This window comes from Gilliamella sp. wkB72 (assembly GCF_001693745.1).
In the GTDB taxonomy this organism is placed as follows: Bacteria; Pseudomonadota; Gammaproteobacteria; order Enterobacterales; family Orbaceae; genus Gilliamella; species Gilliamella apicola_E.
In genome coordinates, this window is record NZ_LZEI01000006.1 from 496,813 (window position 1) to 518,396 (window position 21,584).

The following is a 21,584-nucleotide window of genomic DNA, read 5'->3' on the forward strand; positions in this document are numbered from 1 at the left end:
AAGTAGCTAAAGCTGATGCTAAAGCGACAGTTGCTCCAAAATCTAAAGTGAAAGCGAAAGCCAAAGCTAAAAAGTAAGTTTTAATCACTTTTTACTTAGATATAAAACACAATATATACAGACTTTGGTCTGTATATATTTTTTATAGTATTATTGATTTATCATTATTAAAAAAGCGATCAAACTAAAATCGCTTAGGATTAAAAATTGAGGTAATTATGGCATTATGGGGTGGGCGTTTTAGCCAAGCAGCAGATCAACGATTTAAACATTTTAATGATTCTCTACGCTTTGACTATCGGCTTGCGGAGCAAGATATCATTGGATCAATTGCATGGTCTAAAGCTTTGGTCACTGTTGACGTTTTATCTTATGATGAACAAAAAAAATTAGAAAAAGCTTTAAATGAATTATTAGAATCAGTACGGCAAAACCCAGAACAGATTCTACAAAGTGATGCGGAAGATATTCACAGTTGGGTAGAGCAAAAACTTATCGAAAAAATCGGTGATTTAGGTAAAAAATTACATACTGGTCGTAGCCGTAACGATCAATCAACAACCGATCTAAAATTATGGTGTAAAGATGAAATCGCTCATCTTATCACAGCTATCAATGAACTCAGAAAACGCTTAGTGCTTACCGCTGAACAGCATCAAGATGCCGTTATGCCTGGCTATACTCATCTACAACGCGCACAACCAGTCACTTTTGCTCATTGGTGTTTAGCGTATTATGAAATGCTAACACGTGATGAAAGCCGTTTACAAGATACACTTAAACGCTTGGATGTAAGCCCTCTAGGTTGTGGCGCTTTAGCTGGAACTGCTTATCCAATGGATCGCGATCAGCTAGCCGATTGGTTAGGTTTTGCAACAGCAACCAATAATAGTTTAGATTCGGTATCTGATAGAGATCATGTACTTGAATTACTCAATAATGCATCTATAGGAATGGTGCATTTATCTCGGTTTGCAGAAGACTTAATTATCTTCAATAGCGGTGAAGCAGATTTCGTTGAACTGTCTGATCGTGTCACATCAGGATCATCATTAATGCCACAGAAAAAAAATCCTGATGCATTAGAACTTATTCGAGGAAAAATAGGGCGAGTTGTTGGTGCACTAACTGGCGCCATGATGACTTTTAAAGGTTTACCCCTTGCTTACAATAAAGATCTACAGGAAGATAAAGAACATCTATTTGACGCACTTGATACTTGGCAAGAATGTTTAGACATGGCAGCGTTAGTTCTTGAAGATATTAAAATCAATTACCAAAATTGCCAAAATGCAGCTAAACAAGGCTACTCAAATGCAACAGAACTTGCTGATTATCTCGTTGCTAAAGGTATTCCATTTAGACAAGCTCATCACATTGTAGGTGAAGCAGTTGTTGGCGCGATAGCTAAGCAAAAAGCATTAGAAGAGTTAACGTTGGATGAATTAAAAGTCTATAGTGATGTTATTGAAGATGACGTTTATTCAATTTTATCACTCGAATCTTGCCTAGCTAAACGATCTGCTAAAGGAGGCGTATCGCCTAAACAAGTTAAATTGGCAATCGACAATGCTAAAAAACAGCTCTGTTTATAGTACTTTTTATTTTAAATACCGACTTTTGTCGGTATTTTTATGCTTCGAAAACCCCGTTCCTCAACTTTTTTTTGATAAAAATCTGTTTGTATATCGCTCAATAGAGTGTAAAAATAGATTTTCAATTTTTAGATGGATGAAAGTGAATTGCAATGAATAAAAGTTATAACTTTAGTGCAGGCCCAGCAAAACTTCCTGCAGATGTTTTAAAACAAGTACAGGCTGAATTATTAAATTGGCACAACACCGGCGCATCAGTAATGGAGTTAAGCCATCGCGGTAAAGATTTTGATGCATGTGCGATTGAAGCAACTAACGATCTTCGTGATATTTTAAATGTCCCTGAAAATTATAAAATTCTATTTTGCCAAGGTGGGGCTAGGGCACAATTTGCTGCTGTGCCAATGAATATTTCGGCAAAAAATGCTGATTACATTAACAGTGGCTATTGGAGCCAATGTGCAGGCAAAGAGGCAACCAAATACTGTAATGTGATTGAACAAAATGTGACAATTAAAAATCAAGGTATAACCTCAATTAAACCCATGTCCGAATGGCAACTAAGTGATAACAGTGATTATATCCATTATTGCCCTAATGAAACCATTGACGGGGTCGAGATATTCGAACAACCTAATTTTGGGGATAAAACCGTAGTTGCTGATTTATCATCTTGCATTTTATCGCAACCGATTGATGTAAGTCGCTATGGCATTATTTACGCAGGTGCGCAGAAAAATATTGGTCCTTCAGGAATCACAATTGTCATCGTTCGTGAAGATCTAATTGGACATGCTCAAAAAGCATTACCTTCCGTGTTAGATTATAAAATCTTAATGGATCATGACTCAATGTTTAACACACCACCTACATTTGCGTGGTACATGTCAGGTTTAGTCTTTAAATGGATTAAAAGCTTGGGTGGATTGAATGCAATGCAGCAACGAAATCAAGCTAAAGCAAAATTACTTTACCAATTTATCGATCAATCCGATTTTTATCGAAATACTGTGGCTATTGCTAATCGATCAATCATGAATGTCACCTTCTTATCACCAAATGAAGATCTCGATAAAAAGTTTGTTAGTGAAGCAACACAAGCAAATATCATTGGAATTAAAGGTCACCGAATTGCAGGTGGAATGAGGGCTTCGATTTATAATGCAATGGATATTGATGGAGTCAACTACCTAATAGATTTCATGAAACAATTTGAAAAACAAAATGGTTAGTTATATCGCCAAATAAAAAAGGGATACAGTAGTATCCCTTTTCTATTTTACACAATCTTATTTACAACTAAAGACTTCACCAGTCATCACAGCATCTGTCGGAGCAATATCTGAAACATATTGTAACGATGCATCTTGTGCGTTATAAATCACATTACCACCCATTGCAGCAGCTTTATTCATCAAATCATTAGCTGCATCACGAATCAACTCACTATGAGTTTTTAGACCAGAAAAGAAAGTACTACGGCGACCTTCAGCTTTACCGATAAATTGGCAATTTGCTGCTGGTTTAGTATCAATAAACTGAACTTGTCGCCCAGCTGAAGTCGCTTGATAATCTGAGCTACTACAACCATTTAAAAACAATGCAGAAGATAACGCTGCACTAATAAAAAGAATTTTCTTGATAGACATAATATTTCCCCAACCAATATAACGAGTAATAATAATTTAGAACATTGTAGCAGGTTAATTAACTAAAAAATATCGCTTATTACAAATGATGAAATGATAATAGGTTTCAGTTTAATAATTAACCAAATCAACCTATTTAGTTAATTAAATGTAGCAAATTAATTTTAACTCTATTATAATCGCAACCCTACTAAGTCAGTAGCACATCCAAATGGCCCCTTAGCTCAGTTGGTCAGAGCAGTCGACTCATAATCGATTGGTCACTGGTTCAAGTCCAGTAGGGGCCACCAATTCAAAAACTATATAGTTAACAAATTGTCTATAATCATCTTCTTAAAATAATCTAATTATATAAATTCAATGTAATTTAATTCTTTCAACTTTATATGTTTACTAAAAATTAATTAATAGACTTTACTTATTTTTTATTAAAAGAATAGGATATATCAATTTTTTAAACAATTAATTTTATGTTCTCCAACCCCAAATAATAACTAGCGTTCCGAGTAGGATAATCATGGAGCCGATTAAATCAAAAGTTGATAGTTTGACATGATCGACCAACTTAAGCCAAATAATGGATGCTACTACATAAATACCACCATATGTTGCATAAATTCGACCACTAGTTTCAGGGTGTAAAGTAAGTAACCAAGCAAATAACATAAGGCATAATGCCGCCGGTATAAGAAACCAGGCAGAAACCACTTTTTTAGCCCAAATATAAACAAAATAACAGCCTAAAATTTCAGCTAAAGCGGTAAATATAAATGATAATTTTTATCATAATTAAATTAAGCTATCATTAATAAGTTTCAGATTAGTATAAACAATACTAGATTGGTTTGAACATTATTTCTGTTTTGTTTTTTATAGATTTTTAAAGTTTAACATGGGCGTTATTTATTAACCTATGTTAATATCGAATTAGTAAATTAAATGTAAGATTGATTTATGGTAGCAAAGAAAATTTTTAATTAAAATTATTAGTCAAAAAAGGAGATTTTTATGTTGAAAAGGACAATATTACTTTCGATATTATTTTCGACAGCTGCGCAAGCTAAATTTATTCATCCAATGGACTTTGATGGTTCAGAGGCACAAAAGCAAGAAGTTATCGAATATATTAAGGATAACGTAAAAAAAGATTATTGTGAACAAATTGACATGTGCCAACCTTCCAATTTGAGAATGATGGAGCAAGAGAATTTAGATGCATTTAAAAAAGCAACTAAGGCCACAAATAGAAAAATAATGGATCAAGTAATTAAAGATTATTGTAATAGTGGTATAGATATGTGTAGTTATAGCTCCATACTAATGATGTATGAAGAAAACAATAAAGCTGATAAAGAGGAATTAACTTGGTAGATGTTTCATAATAGTACTCACAATAAAAAACATTACATTGATGGTTATATTTGTAACCAATTGACTTTAAGATAGAATATTAAATTTCATTTATTGTTATATATAAAAGTGTATCAGAAATTCATTTATGAAAATCAATTTTTAAAAAAGCGGGGCGATTGATTGGATTATCAAGGTTTATGGTTTCAGCATGAAATTAGAACTAAGTACCGTTTAGACCTTAATGAATCTATTTTCTGATGGAATGTTGAGAAAGTTGGAAGAGGGTTCAACTTGGAAGAAAGAATAAAATAATCGATCAAGCGTTTTATGAATTTAAAGCTAGATTGATTTGATAGGAAATAACTAATGCGAGCATATAAGATCACCGTGAAGAAGGTTTTAATTTTTAGTTTAATAATTTTTGCCATCTATATCATTACTTTTCCTAATGATGATTCGCCTCCAAATCCAACGATGGTTGCTTTAGCCGGTATTTCCGTTATTTCATTTATTGTTTGTTGTTTGATTTTGTTAGTTCGAGGAATATGTGGAATAGGCAAGAAATTTTTAAATTATAAGGTGCACAAAAATTTAAATTTAGAAAAAGCATCGTCTCAAGACACTTCATTCAATTATTCAACCAATTCTGAAGATTCTGTTGATTACGAACAGCAAGAATTAGATTCTGATAATTTTAGAAATCACTTAACCACAATATGGAATTCAGACTTGTTTACGATTTCATTTAAACATTCCAACGTCAACAAAGAATTATTATTAGATAGAGTCCAAATAAATTCATCTAACGAGCTTTTTTTCACTGGTTACTGTTTTGAAAGCAAAGATGAACGTACATTTAAAATTGAAAACTTCAAATCTTATATTCAATACGCCGGAAGAGAATACAGCCTACACCAATTTTTTACTAAAGTCCTTGAATTGGATTCAAAGTATGCTGAAAGACTGGGATTTTAATTAAAAAGGTGGCTATTAAAATGGTTGGCTGATGGTTGAGGAGAATTGTTAGCTGAATACCAGCAATCAGAATAACCCAGCCGATTTCTTGCTTTTTTCAAGCCTCTTGGCAGTTTATAGCCTCTATTTGCTTATTTAAAATAGGGGGAATACTAGGAAACTAATTAACAATAATTGCCACTGTAATTACTAAAAGCAAATAAACAAAATCGATAACAGCTAATATTTCCGCCGTATTTTCAACTAATCTCAGGTCAAAAACACCACTCCTCAACTTTAATTTATTTTCCTTTAGAACCTTTGCGTATTTTTAGCACATCTTGTAGTGGTGTTTGGTTGAATAAGTTTTTATATTCTCGATTAAATTGTGTAGCACTTTCATAACCGACTTTTAAGCTGGCTTGAATTGCTGTCATATTCTCGCTGACCATTAAACGCCGAGCTTCATGTAATCTAAGTTGTTTTTGAAACTGCAATGGGCTTAAACTTGTTACTTTTTTAAAATGACGATAAAAGCTAGAGAGTGACATATTCGCTTGATTGGCCAGTTGTTCCATTTTTATTGGCTCTCTAAAATGATTTTTTAGCCAATCTATTGTATTAGCAATATGATAACTTCTTGTTTCTGGCATACAAATTGATATCAGCGCTTCACCAAATGGGCCGATTAAAAGTAGATAATGAATTTCTTTTATGATTAGTGGCGCTAAAACTGAAATTTGCTCAGGTTTATCCAACAACTTGAGCAATCGATAAAAAGCATTGATTAGATCATCTTCAGCCTTTGAGACAATAATACCATTAAAACTTTGTTGCGAAGGTTTATTTAATTCCGGGTATTCTATTAATAACTCTTTAATTAAATTATTATCAATCAAAAGTGACAATGAAAGGAATGGGGCTTTCGTCGTTGCATTTTTAATTGTATTTATCGTTGGAATATCAATCGAGGTGATAAGATAATCACCTTCTTTATAATGATAAAGTTTGGTGCCAAGCAGAGAGCTTTTTTCTCCTTGTATTATCATTGTAATCATAGGATGATAAAAACAATTTTCTAAACAAATATCTTTATTTTTGCCAACTTCACGCCTATAAATGCCAAAGTTTTTAATTTGTGTTGGATAATCCCCCACAGTTGGCATTCTTTTTAGCATTATTTTTTTAATTTCTTTTTTTAACATAGAGATTTCTCTATTTATTTAAATTTCTCTATTAGCATATGATTTCTGATAGGATTAGGCAACTTTTTGGCAGGATCGGCTCTATTGGATATTATTAGCAGATCTTATAATAATAAAAAACGAAGTGAAATACATTCGCATCAGCATCTAATAAATTATCTATCATTTTTAGTCGCACTTAATAGTCAAAATCTAGGGTAGTTAGCAAAAGTTTGCAGTATTAACTAATTGTTTAAGGGTAAAGGCTATGAATATTTTAACACCAAAAAAAGGATCGATTGTTACTATTTCCGCTTTTATGTCTAAAGGCGATATGATTGGCTTAAAGCAAGCTTTAATTGATGGTTTAAATCACGGATTAACCATCAATGAAATTAAAGAAATTTTAGTTCAACTTTATGCCTATGTAGGTTTTCCAAGAAGTTTAAATGGTTTGAGTGCCTTTAAAGCGCTACTTGAAGAACGTCAAAAAGAAGGCATTACTGACACAGTTGGTTCTACTTCAGCGCCATTACCAACTAATATAAGTTCTTTAAAATTGGGTACAAAAATTCAAACAAAAGTTGTTGGCAAACCGGTTTCGGGTGGCATTATGGATTTTTCACCAGTTATCGATCAATTTTTAAAAGCCCATCTTTTTGGTGATATTTTTGGTCGAGATATTTTAAGTTATGAAGATAGAGAGATAGCGACATTATCAGCGCTATCAACTTTAGAAGGTGCCGATAGTCAGATTAAATCTCATGTTCAAATTGCGAAAAATGTCGGGGTATCTCCCACTCAATTAAATGGCATTGCGAATATTTTAAAATCAAAAATTGGTGAAATCGAATTTGAACGATTCAACTGAGCAGTAAAAGGCCAATAAAAAATTACAACCAAATGGATATAGTAAATATATCCATGTTTCACAAAATAAGTTTTATTACACAGATAGCTTTAAATCATTTCCTGACGAGGATAGTTATTATGAAAATAATCAGTCAATCTGAATTTGAAAAACATAATTTATTTGGACAGGGTGAGCCGAATGTAAATTATGCTAAATATTTTATTGGTCAATCCTATCTAAATTTATTAACAGCAAAGTCTCCTTTATTAGTTGCCAATGTCACATTTGAACCTGGCTGTCGAAATAATTGGCATATTCATCATGCATCACAAGGTGGGGGGCAAATTTTATTATGTACCGCTGGTAGCGGGTGGTATCAAGAATATGGAAATAAGCCAGTAAGTTTAGAACCGGGTATGGTTATCACCATTCCTGCGAATGTAAAACATTGGCATGGCGCTAAAGTTGACTCATGGTTTAGCCATATCGCTATCGAAGTGCCGGGTGAGGATACCTATAATGAATGGTGTGAAGCGGTATCTGAAGAAGATTTCCAAAAAATATGCTAATTAATTAGATTTAAAACATTAATTTCAATGTAGCTAGGAGATATTGAAATGACTAATATCTGTTCACAAACGGTTATTACAGTTCCACCTCAGACAATTCAGTTAGAACAACGTTGGGATAAGATTTTTCTACAAAGTGATAAAGTTGAGCATTTTAAAGTTACTTTTAAGAATCGTTATGGCATTACGCTTGCCGCTGATCTATATCGCCCAAAAAACAGCCCAGATAAATTATCTGCTATTGTTGTCGCAGGACCATTTGGCGCCGTAAAAGAGCAGGTATCGGGTTTTTATGCGCAAACTCTAGCAGAGCGAGGATTTTTTGCTTTGGCATTTGATCCTTCTTTCACTGGTGAAAGCAGTGGATTACCACGAAATCAGGCTTCAGTTGAAATCTATACCGAAGATTTTAGTGCCGCTATCGATTATATTGGATCTTTAGATTGCGTTGAGCGGGAGCACATTGGCATTTTGGGCATTTGTGGTTGGGGTGGTATGGCTTTAAATGCCTCATCGATTGATACGCGAATTAAAGCGGTAGCAACCGTTGTCATGTACGATATGAGTCGAGTTATTTCTAAAGGTTATAATGATAGCATGACAGAAGGGCAACGATTAGCAATGAAACAGTCATTGAATAATAGCCGCTGTGACGATTCACAACATAGTTACGCCACATTGAATCCAAGAAACAATATTACCGTTGATCAAATCACGGATGAAACACCACAATTTATTGCAGATTATTCTCGTTTTTATACCACTAAACGTGGTTTTCATATTCGTTCTGTCAATTCAAATCCGAATGGTTCATGGGTGTTAAGTATGCCACTTTCATTTATTAATCAGTCGTTATTGAATCATGCTCATGAAATTGAGTGCCCAACATTAATTATCGCCGGTGAAAAAGCGCATTCTCGTTACTTTTCAGAAGATGCGTTTAAAATGGTTGGTAGCAAAAATAAAGAATTAGTGATTATTCCTAATGCAGTGCATACTGATTTATATGATAATACCACCAATAAAATTCCCTTTGATAAATTAGAAACGTTTTTTAAAGATAGTTTGATATGAGGATTTTTATCTCTATAGTCAAACACTAAAAACTTTTGGAAGGGAAAAATCATTGACTATTGAGTAGGAGCAAACTTTTTTATCAACAAATATATTAAGTTTTCATATGTATCCCAATTAAAATCAAACAACCATTAAATTACTTAATTAAGAACGATTGTATCGACTATGATTAAAAAACATACTTGCTTTTTTTTTAATCAGAGCTTATAACTATGGCTGATAAGCATTCGCTTATCTTAAATATACTGGAGGAGCTTATAATGGTACAAAAATTTGCTGCATACGGTAGTGATGTTTCAGCTGGCACTTATAAATGTGCTGACTGTGGATATATTTATTCCAACCAAAGTAAGAAATCGTTACCCCCTTGTCCGGATCATAATAAAAAACCACATAGTAAAAATGGTTGGTATATAGTTAGTGGGCAAGGAGATTCAGTTAAAGATCCTCATCCAAATAAAAAATAATTTTTGACTTTAAAAGGTAACACAATGTGTTACCTTTTTTGGTTTTAAGGTAAGATTAAAATAGTTGAAAATATACACATTATTAACTTTCAACTTAATAAAAAGTTATATAAAACTATGTTAGAATTTAAATGTGTTATCATTTCTAAAACTATAATAATGGAATTATAGATTTGTTAGATTAAGGTATTGATGATGAAGCAAGTGATTAAATTGGCAATTTTATTTTTGTGTTTTGCAATATTTTCAAATGTACATGCGTCTGAAACAGATAATGCTGCTGAGATTTCCAAAGCATTAGCTGATAGTGCAAAGAAATCTTTATTAGGCGATGAAGGAAAGTTTCCTTTAAAAGTCAAATCAGATTATGAAATAACTAATATTTCAGCTAATCACAATAATGTTGTTTTTGAATATAAAATGCCTACTGATAGCAAAAATACCGCACTAAATGAATTTATAGAAAATGTTAGATTAGGAATAAAAGGTCAGTTTTGTGATAAACCAGACGTATTTAATGTATTAAATACATATGATATCGGCTTTATTTTTCAGTTTGAATTTAGTGATAAACGAAAAATTCCTGTCACATTATCAATAAAAGAAATTTGTCTATGATTGAATCATGAATGCAAATTTCCTCCCTTATTGAAGGGGCTGAAAACATAGCTTAATAGCAGTACGTTTTCTATTTGGCTATCATTTTTAATTAAATATAGGCTCGTGATTTTTTAATCCAGATAATTAAAAATATCGACCTACCAAAACTAAATAGATTATAAGCTAACCATAACCCCTGATTTCCCCAGATTGGTACAGCAATGTATTGTGCTACAAACCAAACCAATAACGCCAATAGCATTGAGTCGCGTATTGATGTTGTATAACTGATTCCAGAAAAAACACCATAATAGATTAATCCACCCGATGCAACAATTGGAAAAATGATTAACCAATATTGATATTGAAGCGATAGCGTTATGATATTAGTTTGATTGGTTAATAACTTTATGATGGTTGTATCGAAGGTTAGCCAAATAGCAATTAAGATAATTGGGCAAATAATGCAGGCTTGTAGTGACCACCGTAAAGTTTGATTATAAAGGTGGATATTTTTATTTCCTTTAGCTCGTCCACTGAAAACGCTGGAAGCATTAGCAAAACCGTCAAATAGATAAGCCATCATATAGTGAACTTGAAATAAAATGGCATTGGCGGCTAAAACTTCAGTATTGAACGTTGAACCAATAGAAATAAAGTGGTTAGTTACAATTAATAAGCAGATAGTCCGAATCATTAAATTAGTGTTTACTAGAATTACACCTTTTAATGATTGCCATGACAAAATAGATCTTAAATCCACTTTTTGTTCACTTTTAGGCAAATAACGGCAGGTAAACCAAATACCGACTAAAGTGCAACATATTTGTGCAATTAATGTTGCAAATGCTACGCCTTTAATGTCCCAATGACACCACCAAACAAAAATTACTGCCATCAAAATGTTGAGTAAATTAATAAACACTTGTAAAAACAGAACGGCTTTTATTTTGGATATCCCCATTAACCAGCCAACTAGGACATAATTAATCAGAACAAAAGGTGCCCCCCAAATTAATATAGAAAAATAGATATCAGCATAATGTTGAACATCTTGATTCGGTTTGATGATGTGCATTGAAGCAACAAAAATCAATTTTTGAAAAATTATAAATGCCAAACCTAAAAAGATTGCGATAAAAAGCGGCCGTATAAGAGACGATCTTAATAACAAACAATTATCCAACGCTTGCGCGGCAAAACCGGTGGTACTTACTCTTAAAAATCCAAATAACCAATAAATAGTATTAAATATTACTGTTCCTATCGCAATTCCAGCAATAAAAGCTGGATTGGGTAAATGACCGACTAAAGCCGTATCGACCACGCCAAGAAGAGGGGTAGTAATGGTTGATAAAATAAATGGAATAACTAATTTAATATAATCTTTAAACTGATATTGCAAATTTGATGTTGATGACATTGTTTAAAAACCTAAAATTGATTCAAGTAACAGTTTAGAATAAGGATTTTTAACTTGACTGAGTTGTTGTATTTTATCAACGTATTCCACGATTTCACCTTGATAAAAAAATGCAACTTTATCACAAAGATAAGTAATTGTAGTTAAATCATGCGTGATAAAGATACTGGTCAAATTTAGCTGTTTTTGTAGATCGGCAAGTAATGTTAAGATTTGGCTTTGAACAGAAATATCCAACGAGCTTACCGCTTCATCAAATAAAATAAATTGAGGCGAGCAAGCTATTGCTCTGGCAATGCATACACGCTGTAATTGACCTCCACTCATTTCGTGAGGAAACCGTTCATAAAAAGAATGGTCTAATCCAACTTGTTCTAATAACGCATTGATACGATGCTGACGTTCCTCTTTTGATAGCTTTTCGTAAATATCAAGTGGCTCAGCAATAATTTGGCCGACATTAAAGTATGGATTAACCGAAGAGTTATAATCTTGAAATACCGCACTGATATTTTTGCGTATAGCTGCTTTTTTCCATGTACGTTTGTTAATATCTTGCCCGCTAAAATAGATTTTGCCACTGTCAGGTTTCTCAAGGCCTAAAATCAGCTTTCCTAATGTACTTTTTCCGCTACCACTTTCACCAATAATACCAAGACACTCACCTTGTTTTAAATCGAATGATACATTTTTGATAATTGTGTTTTTTTTATGGCTAAATATACCAGGTTTCAAAAACGATTTTTTTACATTTACAACTTGCAATAACGGTGGCATCAAATTGTCTCCGAGATTAAATTTGGATTATTAGCGTAAATAACCGTATTAAATTTATTCAATAATTGCTTGCGAGTATCAATCAGGTAACGAGTATATTCATGTTTGGGATGATAAAATATCTGATCACGGCTGCCAGATTCAACAATTTTACCTTTATTCATCACGATAATATCATCGGCAATATGATGAATTACACCTAAATCGTGAGAAATAAAAATCATAGTCGTTTTAGATTTTATCTCTTCAAGCATTTTTAAAATATAAAACTGACTAATTGAATCTAATGCGGTTGTTGGTTCATCGGCAATAATAAGCTCTGGTTCAAGTACTAATGCCATACCAATCATTATGCGTTGTAACATACCACCACTTAACTGATGCGGGTATTTTTTATAAATCTCTTTGGCATTATCGAGCCCTATATTTTCAATCATCAATAAGGTTTTAGCAATAGCATCATTTTTATTGATAGTGAGATGAGCTTGAAGGGTTTCAACTACTTGTTTGCCAATACAATAAAGCGGATCAAAAGCAATCATAGGTTGTTGTAATATTATCGAAATAGCACTACCGCGAATTGGTCTTAATGTCTTTTCATTCTGTTTTAGCAGATCTAAAGTTGAATTAGCCTGTTTGAACAGGATTTGTCCTGTCACGCTAAAATAGGATTCTAATAAGCCGATGATTGCTTTGCAGGTTAAACTTTTACCGCTGCCACTTTCACCAACAATACCTAAACATTTATGATGATTGACGGTAAAAGATATATCATCAAGTAACTTGTTACCATTATTAAGCGTAACGGTCAGTTGCTTTACTGCTAACAATGGGCTACTCATGCTGTTTTTTCCTTAGGATCTAAGATATCTCGTAAACAATCACCTAACATATTAAATGCCGCTACAACAATTAAAATAGCTATACCAGGATAAACCATCTGCATAGGGTGCTGAGTCATTACGTTTTTTGCTTCACTTAACATTAGTCCCCATTCGGCAGTAGGCGCTTGGACGCCTAATCCTATAAAGGATAACGCTGAAATATTCAATATCACCCAGCCAGTGTCTAAGGTAGCCAATATAACTACTTCGGACATGACATTAGGCAATAAATGACGATAAATGATAAAAGAATGTGGTGCACCAATTGCTCGTGAAAAAAGGATATAGTTTTTTCTGCTATATTTAATTACTGAACTTCGGATCATTCGACTATACCAAGCCCATTTGACTACAATATTAGCAATAATAATGTTTTCAATACCCACACCTAAAACACCAACTATAGCTAAAATCATCACTTGGCTCGGAAATGACAACATGATGTCACAAAGACGCATAATACATTCGTCAAGTTTGCCTCGTTGATAACCAGAAATAAGACCAATGATACTACCAACAATTATTGTGATAATCATGGTTAACAGAGATAAGAATAGGGTAGAACGGATACCATAAAGTAACCGAGAAAAAATATCACGTCCAAGGTGGTCACAACCAAGCCAATGCTCGCTCGATATAGCGGCATATTTTCGCACTATCCGAACTTTATTTGGATCAAAAGGTGCAATATAAGGCGCTAATATACCTAAAACAATTATTGTAATGATGATTATCAAACAAACTAAAGCGGTTTTATTGCTAATTACTTGCTTAATTAAATTCATACAGAGCCACCATTACTTCGTAATCGTGGATCTAACCATTGATGAATAACATCAACAATAAAGTTACATACTACAAATAAAATGGCCATAATTAATATGTAAGCCTGAATTACTGGATAGTCGCGATTCATAATAGCGGCTATACATAATCTTCCTAAACCAGGCCAAGAAAATATATATTCGACAACAAAAGACCCTGCAATTAATTGTGGAATGGTCATACCTAATGCGGTAATTGTGGTATGTAGTGAATTGACTAATACATGCTTAAGAATGATTGTTCTCTCTTTCAAACCTCGACTACGGGCATAAAAGATCGAATAATTATGCATATTTTCCAGCATATTATTACGGATAAAACGAATATACGTTGAGATGTAAACAAACGACAAAGTTAACGTCGGTAAAATAAGGTTCTGCCAGGTTCCATACCCGTTGGTTGGCAATAGATCTAAATAAGTAGCAAACAGCCAAATAAATAGCAAACCTAACCAATAACTAGGCATTGCGGTACCTAAAAAAATAATAATTCGAACAATATGATCGAATGCTGAATTAGCAAAGATTGCACATAACACACCTAAAACTAAACTGACAATAAGTGTAAATAGAAATGACGACATTGCTAAAACTAATGTAGGAATTAAGCTACGGATAACTTCATCCCAAACTAATCTGTCACGATGAATAAACGAACGCCCAAAATCAAGATGTAAAACGTCATATAGCCAAGTAAAATATCGTTCAAAAAAAGGTTTATTTAATCCTAATTCCTGACGCATACTTTCAATAGCATCTGGGGTTGGCATTATTTCATTTAACCGTAAGGCAACTTCAGCAGGATCGGAAGGGGCTAGATTGATAAGCAAAAAAGCGATAAAAGAGATACCGAATAATATCGGTATCATCATCGTTAAACGTTTAACAATATAATTTAACATTATTGATCAAAAATATTTATGTACTAAAAATGCATTTTCTCAAATGGAATATCAAATTGAGAAGGCGCAAATTCAATTCCTTTTAAAGATTTAACAGCAATAGCCCGATTTCGTTCATAAGTTAATGGTATGTAAACCGCTTCATTATGTAATGTTTCAAGTACGTAACGGAAAAGATCTTGTCGCTCTTTTTCATCTGTTGAAATTAATGCTTTACTAATACTTGCATCGATTTGCGGTTTCTCTTTTAAGCCCTGTTGAGCCATATAGTCACCATAAACAGGTAGTTTCATACCGGATAAAAATGATTGTGGATCATATGGTGTACCCCATGAGATATCAAATACCATATCAAAATCCCCCGCTTTTTGGCGATCACGATAACCTTGCTCTTCTTCACCGTGAATATTAAGCTTTAATCCAACTTGCTCAAACTCATCTTGCATATATTGAGCAATTGTTTTTTGTGAAGCGGTGTTACTATCATAATAAAGTGTGATTTCAAAAGGTTTGCCATCTTTCTGACGATAATTTTGGCCTTTAACTTTTACCCAACCTGCTTTATCAAGTAGCGTTTCGGCTAATTTAGTGTCATATAAATAAGGTTTTAACCCAATGTTAGCATAAGGAATATTGGTTGCCATTAAAGTATCAGCAGGTGCTTCACTATTATTGAAAATACCTTCTGAAATATCTTTTTTACTGATGATATGTTCAATCGCTTGGCGGACATTAACATCATTTAGCTGGTCACGAGTCGTGTTCATTAATACAATTCGACTAGATACAGGTTTAGACATTAAAGTCTGAAACTTATCCATTGTTGAAAAACGTTCAAATGAATCTGCATCAACCATATTTTTACCATAGATGAGATCGATTTCACCTTTTTCGAGTGCCATTAGTCGGCTTTGGTTATCAGCAATAACTTTCATGGTCACTTTATTGAGTAATGGTTTAGTTCCCCAATAAGTTGGATTAGCGTTAAACACTGCATATTGATCTTTCTTATGATCACCTAATACATAAGGGCCGGTACCAATGTAAGATTTAACGCCATTTTTAGTTTCACCATCAATCATAGAATTTGGTGAAATAAAGCGCATCGGTCGGGTTACGGCAATTTCAATCATAAAAGGGTAATAGGGTTCGGAAAGGTTAACTTGTAAGGTATAATCATCTACTGCTTTGATTTCAGTAATTAAGCGAACCATTTCAAGCCAAGTGTGACGAACTTTGTTTGATAACACGGCATCCCAATTCAGTTTTGCACTGTGCGCATCAAATTTTGCGCCATCACTAAATGTCACGTCTTTTCTTAGCTTGAACGTGTAAGTTTTACCTTCGTTAGTAATAGTCCAGCTTTCTGCAAGCCAAGGTGAAAAAGTGCCATCTTCGTTATAATGAACCAATGATTCATACAACATATTTTGCGCCCACATTTCACCGGAATAGAGATGAGGGTTTAAGTCACGAATATCACGAAAATTAGCAAAAGTAATATCATCTTTAGCAAAACAGTTAATACTAACGCTAGCTAAAACTAATGCTAAAAGTAGATTTTTTATACGAGTGAAATTAAAAAACATATTTAGTCCATTAATTTATTGGGATTAGGAGCGAGATAGTAACATAAATGAGAATGATAATAAATATCACCTGTATGTTTTTTATAAAAAACATTTTAAAAATCATGGCATTCATTTTATCAAATTCTATTAATTGATTTAAATCTAATTAAGTTTAAAACTAAATTAAGTTAACTTGATTAGTTAAAAATATAGCTTAAAACTTTTTAAAAGTCTTTATGAATAAACAAAAAATATAATAAAGTATTTAATTACCATTGTTTGGCAGCCTCAAAATTGAGGTTAGATTGATCTATCTAATTTTAATAGAGAAGAAAAAGAAAAAATCATTGCCAATATAAATCGCTAAATGGTGTCTGTTCTATGCCTCGTTAAATATTCAAACATTTATTATTGAATTGCTTTATAATAGATTTGAATAATTTATTTCACGTTTATTTAGGAATCATTGCATGTCATTTGACTCTCTTGGCTTAGATGCCAAGATTTTAAAAGCTATTGAAGAACAAAACTATACCGATCCAACCCCCATTCAACAACAAGCTATTCCAGTAATTTTGTCAGGTAAAGATTTGATGGCGAGTGCTCAGACTGGTACAGGAAAAACAGCGGGTTTTGGTTTACCTATTTTACAAAAATTGCATGAAAAGCAACTTAATACAGAACCTAAAAGAGGAAAGCGTCCTTTATATGCGCTAATTTTGGCGCCCACTCGTGAATTAGCTGCACAAATAGGTGAAAATATTCGGGATTATAGCCGATATCTATCTATTCGTTCTTTGGTGGTGTTTGGTGGAGTAAGTATCAATCCTCAAATGATGAAACTTCGAGGTGGGGTGGATATCTTAATTGCAACACCGGGTCGGTTGTTAGATTTGGTTCATCAAAATGCGGTGGATCTCTCTACAGTAAAAATATTAGTACTTGATGAAGCGGATCGCATGTTAGACATGGGCTTTATTCATGATATTCGTCGCGTGATCGTTAAATTACCTAAAAAGCGACAAAACTTACTTTTTTCAGCGACATTCTCAGATGAAATAAAATCATTAGCTAATACAATTTTAAATTCACCCGAATCGATCGCCGTAGCCAAAACCAATAGTGCATCTGAGCAAATTACTCAATATATCCACCGAGTTGATAAACGCCGTAAACGTGAACTTCTTTCTTATTTAATTGGTAAAAACCAATGGCAACAGGTATTAGTTTTTACGCGAACGAAATACGGCGCTAATCATCTTGCCGAACAGCTTACTAAAGATGGCATTAAAGCCTCCGCAATTCATGGTAACAAAAGCCAAGGAGCAAGAACTAAAGCTTTGGCTGATTTTAAGTCAGGACAAATACGCGCCCTCGTTGCTACCGATATCGCTGCCAGAGGCTTAGATATTGAGTTATTGCCTTATGTTGTTAATTATGAATTACCTCAAGTTGCAGAAGATTATGTTCATCGTATCGGTCGAACCGGACGGGCACAAAATCAGGGGCAGGCAATATCATTAGTTTGTATTGATGAGCTTTCCCAATTAAAATCAATTGAGAAATTGATTAAAAAAACGATTCCAGAAATTTTTACTCAAGGATTTGAAGTCGATCCTCGAATTAAAGCGGAGCCAGCAAAAAAAGCCAAGCCTGCTCCAGCAAAAAGAAGACGTGTTGATAAAACTCGAACTTCTAAAAATAACCAGAATAGTATGAAGCAATCTAGCCATCATACATATTCTAAAACTAACTAAATTTTCTAAAGTAGAAGGATATTATTATGGCTAAGGTTAATCGCAGTCGTCGTTTAAGAAAAAAATTACATATTGAAGAGTTTAAAGAGTTAGGTTTTACCGTAAGTTGGTCATTTGACGAAGGGACGAGTGAAGACACTATTGATAACGTTGTTGATCAATTCATCATTGAAGCAATACAAGCAAACGGTTTGGCTTACGAAGGTAGCGGGTATTTAAACTGGAAAGGTATCATTTGTACGCAAAAATTGGGTAATTGTACTGAAGAAAATCGTGACGTTGTCACTAAATGGCTTGAAAGCCATGGCTTAAAAAATGTCAAAACCAGCAATTTAATTGATATTTGGTGGGATGAATTAGAATTTTAATTTCTAAGTTGAATAAATACTAAAATAGCCACTAATGTGGCTATTTTTATGGATTTTAACGTTACTCAATTCCTTGGCTACGCAAATAATCCTCATAATTACCGGTATAATCAATGACTTTTTCCGGCGTGATTTCAACAATTCTTGTTGCAAGTGAGCTAACAAATTCACGATCGTGCGACACAAAAAATAGCGTTCCTTGATAAAGCTCTAATGCCATATTTAACGATTCAATTGATTCCATATCCAAATGGTTGGTTGGTTCATCCATGACAATAATGTTTGGACGTTGCATCATTAATTTACCAAATAACATACGTCCTTTTTCACCACCAGATAGGACTTTAACTTGCTTTTTAATGTCATCTTGTGAAAATAATAAGCGACCTAAAATGCTGCGCACTGCTTGTTCATCATCGGTTGGTTGTTTCCATTGACTCATCCAATCAAATACGGTTAGATCCTCGTCAAATTCGTATTCATGATCCTGTGCGTAATAGCCAATATTGGCATTTTCTGACCATTTAATATCACCTTGTTCTGGCACTAATTCGCCCATAAGGGTTTTTAGTAGGGTAGTTTTACCAATACCATTAGTCCCCAAAATAGCCACTTTTTCGCCAACTTCAACCATTAAATTGAGATTTTTAAATAGTGGTCCGTTATCAAATCCTTTAGTGAGATTTTCAACGACCAGAGCATTACGAAACAGTTTTTTATCCTGTTCAAAACGAATAAACGGATTTTGTCGGCTTGATGCTTTCACTTCTTCTAATTTGATTTTCTCGATTTGTCTTGCACGTGAGGTTGCTTGTTTGGATTTTGCCGCATTAGCACTAAAACGACTAACAAACGATTGTAGTTCACTAATTTGTGCTTTCTTTTTCGCATTATCCGCTAATAGCCGTTCTCTCGCTTGAGTAGAGGCGGTCATATAATCATCATAATTACCTGGATAGATACGTAATTCCCCATAATCCATATCAGCCATATGAGTACAGACCATATTAAGAAAATGGCGATCGTGCGATATGATAATCATCGTGCTTTCACGTTCATTTAAGGTATCTTCTAACCAGCGTATCGTATCGATGTCTAAGTTATTGGTCGGTTCATCGAGTAATAAAATATCTGGATTAGAAAATAGGGCTTGGGCTAATAATACTCGCAATTTCCAACCCGGAGCGATTTCACTCATTAATCCATAATGTTGCTCAATTGGTATACCCACTCCGAGTAGTAATTCACCCGCGCGTGATTCAGCGCTGTAACCGTCCATTTCAGCATATTGGGTTTCTAAATCTGCAACCTTAAAACCGTCTTCCTCACTCATTTCAGGTAATGAATAGATACGGTCTCGCTCTTGTTTAATTTGCCATAATTCGGTGTGCCCCATAATTACGGTATCAAGTACGCTATATTCTTCAAAAGCAAATTGATCTTGGCGAAGTTTACCTAAGCGTTCATGTGGATCAAGCGAAACATTGCCAGCGGTTGGGACAAGATCGCCACCAATAATTTTCATAAACGTGGACTTACCACTACCATTTGCGCCGATTAATCCATAACGATTACCATTACCAAATTTTACTGAAATGTTTTCAAATAGTGGCTTACTGCCAAATTGCATTGTGATATTACTTGTTGTTAACACGGATAATTACTCTCGAATTGATTTGTGCAACTCGTACTTGAAGCATTTTTCTTAAGCTTAAAGTGAAGTGGCTAAACTGTGATTTGGCGCACATTATGCCATAATAAAGCGATTTTTAGCACTTTTGTTACTAAATTTATGTTTCAAAAACCCCGCTCCTCAACTTTTTTTGATTAGTAAACATATCATCCTTATTACTGTTTACATTAATAAGCCGAATTGATACTATGCCAAACTTTCTTTTATCAATAAGAATTTAATATGTATTATCTTATTTTTGTGACGATAGTTTGGTCGTTTTCATTTAGTTTTATTGCTGTTCATTTAAGTGGGCAAGTTGATACGTGGTTTGCAGTTGTAATGCGCGTCTTGCTGGCTTTTATAACCTTTATTCCTTTTTTACGCTTTAAAGGTATTTCTGTAAAACAGATGGTGTTGTTGATGGGCGTTGGTGCTTGTCAATTAGGTATTATGTACTTTTTTTATTACAACTCTTTCCAATATATTTCAGTGCCTGAAGTGTTATTATTTACTATTTCAACGCCAATTTATGTCACGCTAATTTATGATTTCTTGCAAGGACATCGACTCAGACTTGTTTACCTATTAACCGCTGTTATAGCTGTAATTGGCGCAGCCGTTATTCGTTACGATCATATTAGTCGAGATTTTATTATCGGTTTTCTCCTGATTCAGGGCGCTAATATAGTTTTTGCCTTGGGGCAGGTTGGATATAAACGTATTATGGAGCTTTATCCATTACCGCAACATCAAGCTTTTGCATGGGTCTATTTAGGCGCAATACTGGTGGCTAGTATTGGCTGGTTTTTATTTGGCAATCCCGAAAAACTACCCACTACCCAATTACAATGGGGGATAATTATTTGGCTTGGGGTTGTGGCATCTGGATTATGCTATTTTTTATGGAATTATGGCGCAACCAAAGTCGATTCGGGTACGCTTGCCATTATGAATAATTTGGTTATTCCAACTGGTATTTTAGTTAATGTTATTATTTGGCACCAATCGATTGATTGGGGCCGATTTGCGCTAGGTAGTGCAATTATTGTTTCTGCCTTGATCTTGCATCATAAATTCAAAAAGCTAGAGGCAAATTAATTTT

At 33.8% G+C, this 21,584-nt stretch carries 22 protein-coding genes and 1 tRNA gene; 13 read left to right on the plus strand and 10 right to left on the minus strand.

The genetic code is table 11. The features are described from left to right. Positions 1–218: 218 nt before the first annotated feature. Together argH and serC are read left to right on the plus strand one after the other, a co-directional pair. Positions 219–1,595, plus strand: coding sequence for an argininosuccinate lyase (gene argH / locus A9G07_RS03630; protein WP_065734064.1), 1,377 nt, complete (start codon positions 219–221; stop codon positions 1,593–1,595). 152 nt (positions 1,596–1,747) lie between these two features. Further along, complete coding sequence (gene serC, locus A9G07_RS03635; protein ID WP_065734065.1) at positions 1,748–2,827, plus strand: 3-phosphoserine/phosphohydroxythreonine transaminase; 1,080 nt, start codon at positions 1,748–1,750, stop codon at positions 2,825–2,827. Positions 2,828–2,884: 57 nt separating this feature from the next. On the opposite strand, the gene A9G07_RS03640 is transcribed toward serC, so the two are convergent. Then, the gene (locus A9G07_RS03640; protein ID WP_065734066.1) at positions 2,885–3,244 is read right to left on the minus strand and encodes a DUF4156 domain-containing protein; all 360 of its coding nucleotides are present in this window, start codon (positions 3,242–3,244) and stop codon (positions 2,885–2,887) included. A 213-nt stretch (positions 3,245–3,457) separates the two neighbouring features. On the opposite strand from A9G07_RS03640, the gene A9G07_RS03645 reads away from it, so the two are divergent. Continuing rightward, positions 3,458–3,534 (plus strand) — tRNA-Ile (locus tag A9G07_RS03645). Between the two features lie 178 nt (positions 3,535–3,712). Here the strand turns inward: A9G07_RS03645 and A9G07_RS03650 are convergent. Next, positions 3,713–4,012, minus strand: a complete 300-nt coding sequence (locus A9G07_RS03650) for a YnfA family protein (RefSeq protein WP_065734067.1) — start codon at positions 4,010–4,012, stop codon at positions 3,713–3,715. 240 nt (positions 4,013–4,252) lie between these two features. Between A9G07_RS03650 and A9G07_RS03655 the strand changes: the two genes are divergently transcribed. Both A9G07_RS03655 and A9G07_RS03660 read left to right on the plus strand, forming a co-directional pair. Beyond that, positions 4,253–4,615, plus strand: a complete 363-nt coding sequence (locus tag A9G07_RS03655; protein ID WP_065734068.1) for a hypothetical protein — start codon at positions 4,253–4,255, stop codon at positions 4,613–4,615. 348 nt (positions 4,616–4,963) lie between these two features. Then, on the plus strand, positions 4,964–5,572 hold the full coding sequence (locus A9G07_RS03660; RefSeq protein WP_065734069.1) for a hypothetical protein: 609 nt from the start codon (positions 4,964–4,966) through the stop codon (positions 5,570–5,572). A gap of 281 nt (positions 5,573–5,853) precedes the next feature. Here A9G07_RS03660 and A9G07_RS03665 read toward each other — a convergent pair whose 3' ends face one another. Continuing rightward, complete coding sequence (locus tag A9G07_RS03665; protein ID WP_065734070.1) at positions 5,854–6,756, minus strand: AraC family transcriptional regulator; 903 nt, start codon at positions 6,754–6,756, stop codon at positions 5,854–5,856. A gap of 247 nt (positions 6,757–7,003) precedes the next feature. Between A9G07_RS03665 and A9G07_RS03670 the strand changes: the two genes are divergently transcribed. From A9G07_RS03670 to A9G07_RS03690, 5 genes are all read left to right on the plus strand, one after another. After that, the gene (locus tag A9G07_RS03670; protein WP_065734071.1) at positions 7,004–7,606 is read left to right on the plus strand and encodes a carboxymuconolactone decarboxylase family protein; all 603 of its coding nucleotides are present in this window, start codon (positions 7,004–7,006) and stop codon (positions 7,604–7,606) included. Positions 7,607–7,725: 119 nt separating this feature from the next. Continuing rightward, complete coding sequence (locus A9G07_RS03675; RefSeq protein WP_065734072.1) at positions 7,726–8,157, plus strand: cupin domain-containing protein; 432 nt, start codon at positions 7,726–7,728, stop codon at positions 8,155–8,157. Between the two features lie 48 nt (positions 8,158–8,205). Beyond that, positions 8,206–9,231 (plus strand): alpha/beta hydrolase, encoded by a 1,026-nt coding sequence (locus A9G07_RS03680; RefSeq protein ID WP_081303335.1) that lies wholly within the window; start codon positions 8,206–8,208, stop codon positions 9,229–9,231. Between the two features lie 215 nt (positions 9,232–9,446). Further along, positions 9,447–9,701 carry a hypothetical protein gene (locus A9G07_RS03685; RefSeq protein ID WP_218059989.1) on the plus strand — a complete coding sequence of 85 codons (255 nt, stop codon included), beginning with the start codon at positions 9,447–9,449 and terminating at the stop codon, positions 9,699–9,701. 192 nt (positions 9,702–9,893) lie between these two features. Next, positions 9,894–10,319, plus strand: a complete 426-nt coding sequence (locus tag A9G07_RS03690) for a hypothetical protein (protein WP_141677465.1) — start codon at positions 9,894–9,896, stop codon at positions 10,317–10,319. Between the two features lie 91 nt (positions 10,320–10,410). Here the strand turns inward: A9G07_RS03690 and A9G07_RS03695 are convergent, their stop codons facing one another. Genes A9G07_RS03695 through nikA form a run of 6 tightly spaced genes read right to left on the minus strand, consistent with a single transcriptional unit; the run spans position 10,411 to position 16,700 of the window. After that, positions 10,411–11,724, minus strand: coding sequence for an MATE family efflux transporter (locus tag A9G07_RS03695; RefSeq protein WP_065734074.1), 1,314 nt, complete (start codon positions 11,722–11,724; stop codon positions 10,411–10,413). 3 nt (positions 11,725–11,727) lie between these two features. Then, positions 11,728–12,501, minus strand: a complete 774-nt coding sequence (locus tag A9G07_RS03700; RefSeq protein WP_065734075.1) for an ABC transporter ATP-binding protein — start codon at positions 12,499–12,501, stop codon at positions 11,728–11,730. Beyond that, a complete protein-coding gene (locus A9G07_RS03705) occupies positions 12,501–13,343 on the minus strand; it encodes an ABC transporter ATP-binding protein (RefSeq protein ID WP_065734076.1) in 843 nt (280 codons plus the stop codon). The genes A9G07_RS03700 and A9G07_RS03705 overlap by 1 nt, the downstream gene beginning before the upstream one ends. After that, entirely contained in the window at positions 13,340–14,170 is an 831-nt protein-coding gene (gene opp1C, locus A9G07_RS03710) for a nickel/cobalt ABC transporter permease (protein ID WP_065734077.1), read from the minus strand. The genes A9G07_RS03705 and opp1C overlap by 4 nt, the downstream gene beginning before the upstream one ends. After that, positions 14,167–15,111, minus strand: coding sequence for a nickel/cobalt ABC transporter permease (opp1B, locus tag A9G07_RS03715; RefSeq protein WP_065734078.1), 945 nt, complete (start codon positions 15,109–15,111; stop codon positions 14,167–14,169). The genes opp1C and opp1B overlap by 4 nt, the downstream gene beginning before the upstream one ends. Positions 15,112–15,134: 23 nt before the next feature. Next, positions 15,135–16,700, minus strand: a complete 1,566-nt coding sequence (nikA, locus tag A9G07_RS03720) for a nickel ABC transporter substrate-binding protein (protein WP_065734079.1) — start codon at positions 16,698–16,700, stop codon at positions 15,135–15,137. A gap of 452 nt (positions 16,701–17,152) precedes the next feature. On the opposite strand from nikA, the gene rhlE reads away from it, so the two are divergent. Next, positions 17,153–18,439: an ATP-dependent RNA helicase RhlE gene (rhlE, locus tag A9G07_RS03725; protein WP_065734080.1), complete on the plus strand. Its 1,287-nt coding sequence runs from the start codon at positions 17,153–17,155 to the stop codon at positions 18,437–18,439. Positions 18,440–18,465: 26 nt separating this feature from the next. Beyond that, positions 18,466–18,807: a YggL family protein gene (locus tag A9G07_RS03730; RefSeq protein ID WP_065562082.1), complete on the plus strand. Its 342-nt coding sequence runs from the start codon at positions 18,466–18,468 to the stop codon at positions 18,805–18,807. 61 nt (positions 18,808–18,868) lie between these two features. Here A9G07_RS03730 and A9G07_RS03735 read toward each other — a convergent pair whose 3' ends face one another. After that, a complete protein-coding gene (locus tag A9G07_RS03735; protein ID WP_065734081.1) occupies positions 18,869–20,461 on the minus strand; it encodes an ABC-F family ATPase in 1,593 nt (530 codons plus the stop codon). A 261-nt stretch (positions 20,462–20,722) separates the two neighbouring features. Between A9G07_RS03735 and A9G07_RS03740 the strand changes: the two genes are divergently transcribed. Then, positions 20,723–21,580: a carboxylate/amino acid/amine transporter gene (locus tag A9G07_RS03740; RefSeq protein WP_065734082.1), complete on the plus strand. Its 858-nt coding sequence runs from the start codon at positions 20,723–20,725 to the stop codon at positions 21,578–21,580. Positions 21,581–21,584: the final 4 nt, after the last annotated feature.

Bases quoted from the DNA above. Each gene is read 5' to 3' on its own strand.
- argH (WP_065734064.1), top strand. From the start codon at position 219: ATGGCATTATGGGGTGGGCGTTTTAGCCAAGCAGCAGATCAACGATTT.
- serC (WP_065734065.1), top strand. From the start codon at position 1,748: ATGAATAAAAGTTATAACTTTAGTGCAGGCCCAGCAAAACTTCCTGCA.
- A9G07_RS03640 (WP_065734066.1), bottom strand. From the start codon at position 3,244: ATGTCTATCAAGAAAATTCTTTTTATTAGTGCAGCGTTATCTTCTGCA.
- A9G07_RS03655 (WP_065734068.1), top strand. From the start codon at position 4,253: ATGTTGAAAAGGACAATATTACTTTCGATATTATTTTCGACAGCTGCG.
- A9G07_RS03660 (WP_065734069.1), top strand. From the start codon at position 4,964: ATGCGAGCATATAAGATCACCGTGAAGAAGGTTTTAATTTTTAGTTTA.
- A9G07_RS03665 (WP_065734070.1), bottom strand. From the start codon at position 6,756: ATGTTAAAAAAAGAAATTAAAAAAATAATGCTAAAAAGAATGCCAACT.
- A9G07_RS03670 (WP_065734071.1), top strand. From the start codon at position 7,004: ATGAATATTTTAACACCAAAAAAAGGATCGATTGTTACTATTTCCGCT.
- A9G07_RS03675 (WP_065734072.1), top strand. From the start codon at position 7,726: ATGAAAATAATCAGTCAATCTGAATTTGAAAAACATAATTTATTTGGA.
- A9G07_RS03680 (WP_081303335.1), top strand. From the start codon at position 8,206: ATGACTAATATCTGTTCACAAACGGTTATTACAGTTCCACCTCAGACA.
- A9G07_RS03685 (WP_218059989.1), top strand. From the start codon at position 9,447: ATGGCTGATAAGCATTCGCTTATCTTAAATATACTGGAGGAGCTTATA.
- A9G07_RS03690 (WP_141677465.1), top strand. From the start codon at position 9,894: ATGATGAAGCAAGTGATTAAATTGGCAATTTTATTTTTGTGTTTTGCA.
- A9G07_RS03695 (WP_065734074.1), bottom strand. From the start codon at position 11,724: ATGTCATCAACATCAAATTTGCAATATCAGTTTAAAGATTATATTAAA.
- A9G07_RS03700 (WP_065734075.1), bottom strand. From the start codon at position 12,501: ATGCCACCGTTATTGCAAGTTGTAAATGTAAAAAAATCGTTTTTGAAA.
- A9G07_RS03705 (WP_065734076.1), bottom strand. From the start codon at position 13,343: ATGAGTAGCCCATTGTTAGCAGTAAAGCAACTGACCGTTACGCTTAAT.
- opp1C (WP_065734077.1), bottom strand. From the start codon at position 14,170: ATGAATTTAATTAAGCAAGTAATTAGCAATAAAACCGCTTTAGTTTGT.
- opp1B (WP_065734078.1), bottom strand. From the start codon at position 15,111: ATGTTAAATTATATTGTTAAACGTTTAACGATGATGATACCGATATTA.
- nikA (WP_065734079.1), bottom strand. From the start codon at position 16,700: ATGTTTTTTAATTTCACTCGTATAAAAAATCTACTTTTAGCATTAGTT.
- rhlE (WP_065734080.1), top strand. From the start codon at position 17,153: ATGTCATTTGACTCTCTTGGCTTAGATGCCAAGATTTTAAAAGCTATT.
- A9G07_RS03730 (WP_065562082.1), top strand. From the start codon at position 18,466: ATGGCTAAGGTTAATCGCAGTCGTCGTTTAAGAAAAAAATTACATATT.
- A9G07_RS03740 (WP_065734082.1), top strand. From the start codon at position 20,723: ATGTATTATCTTATTTTTGTGACGATAGTTTGGTCGTTTTCATTTAGT.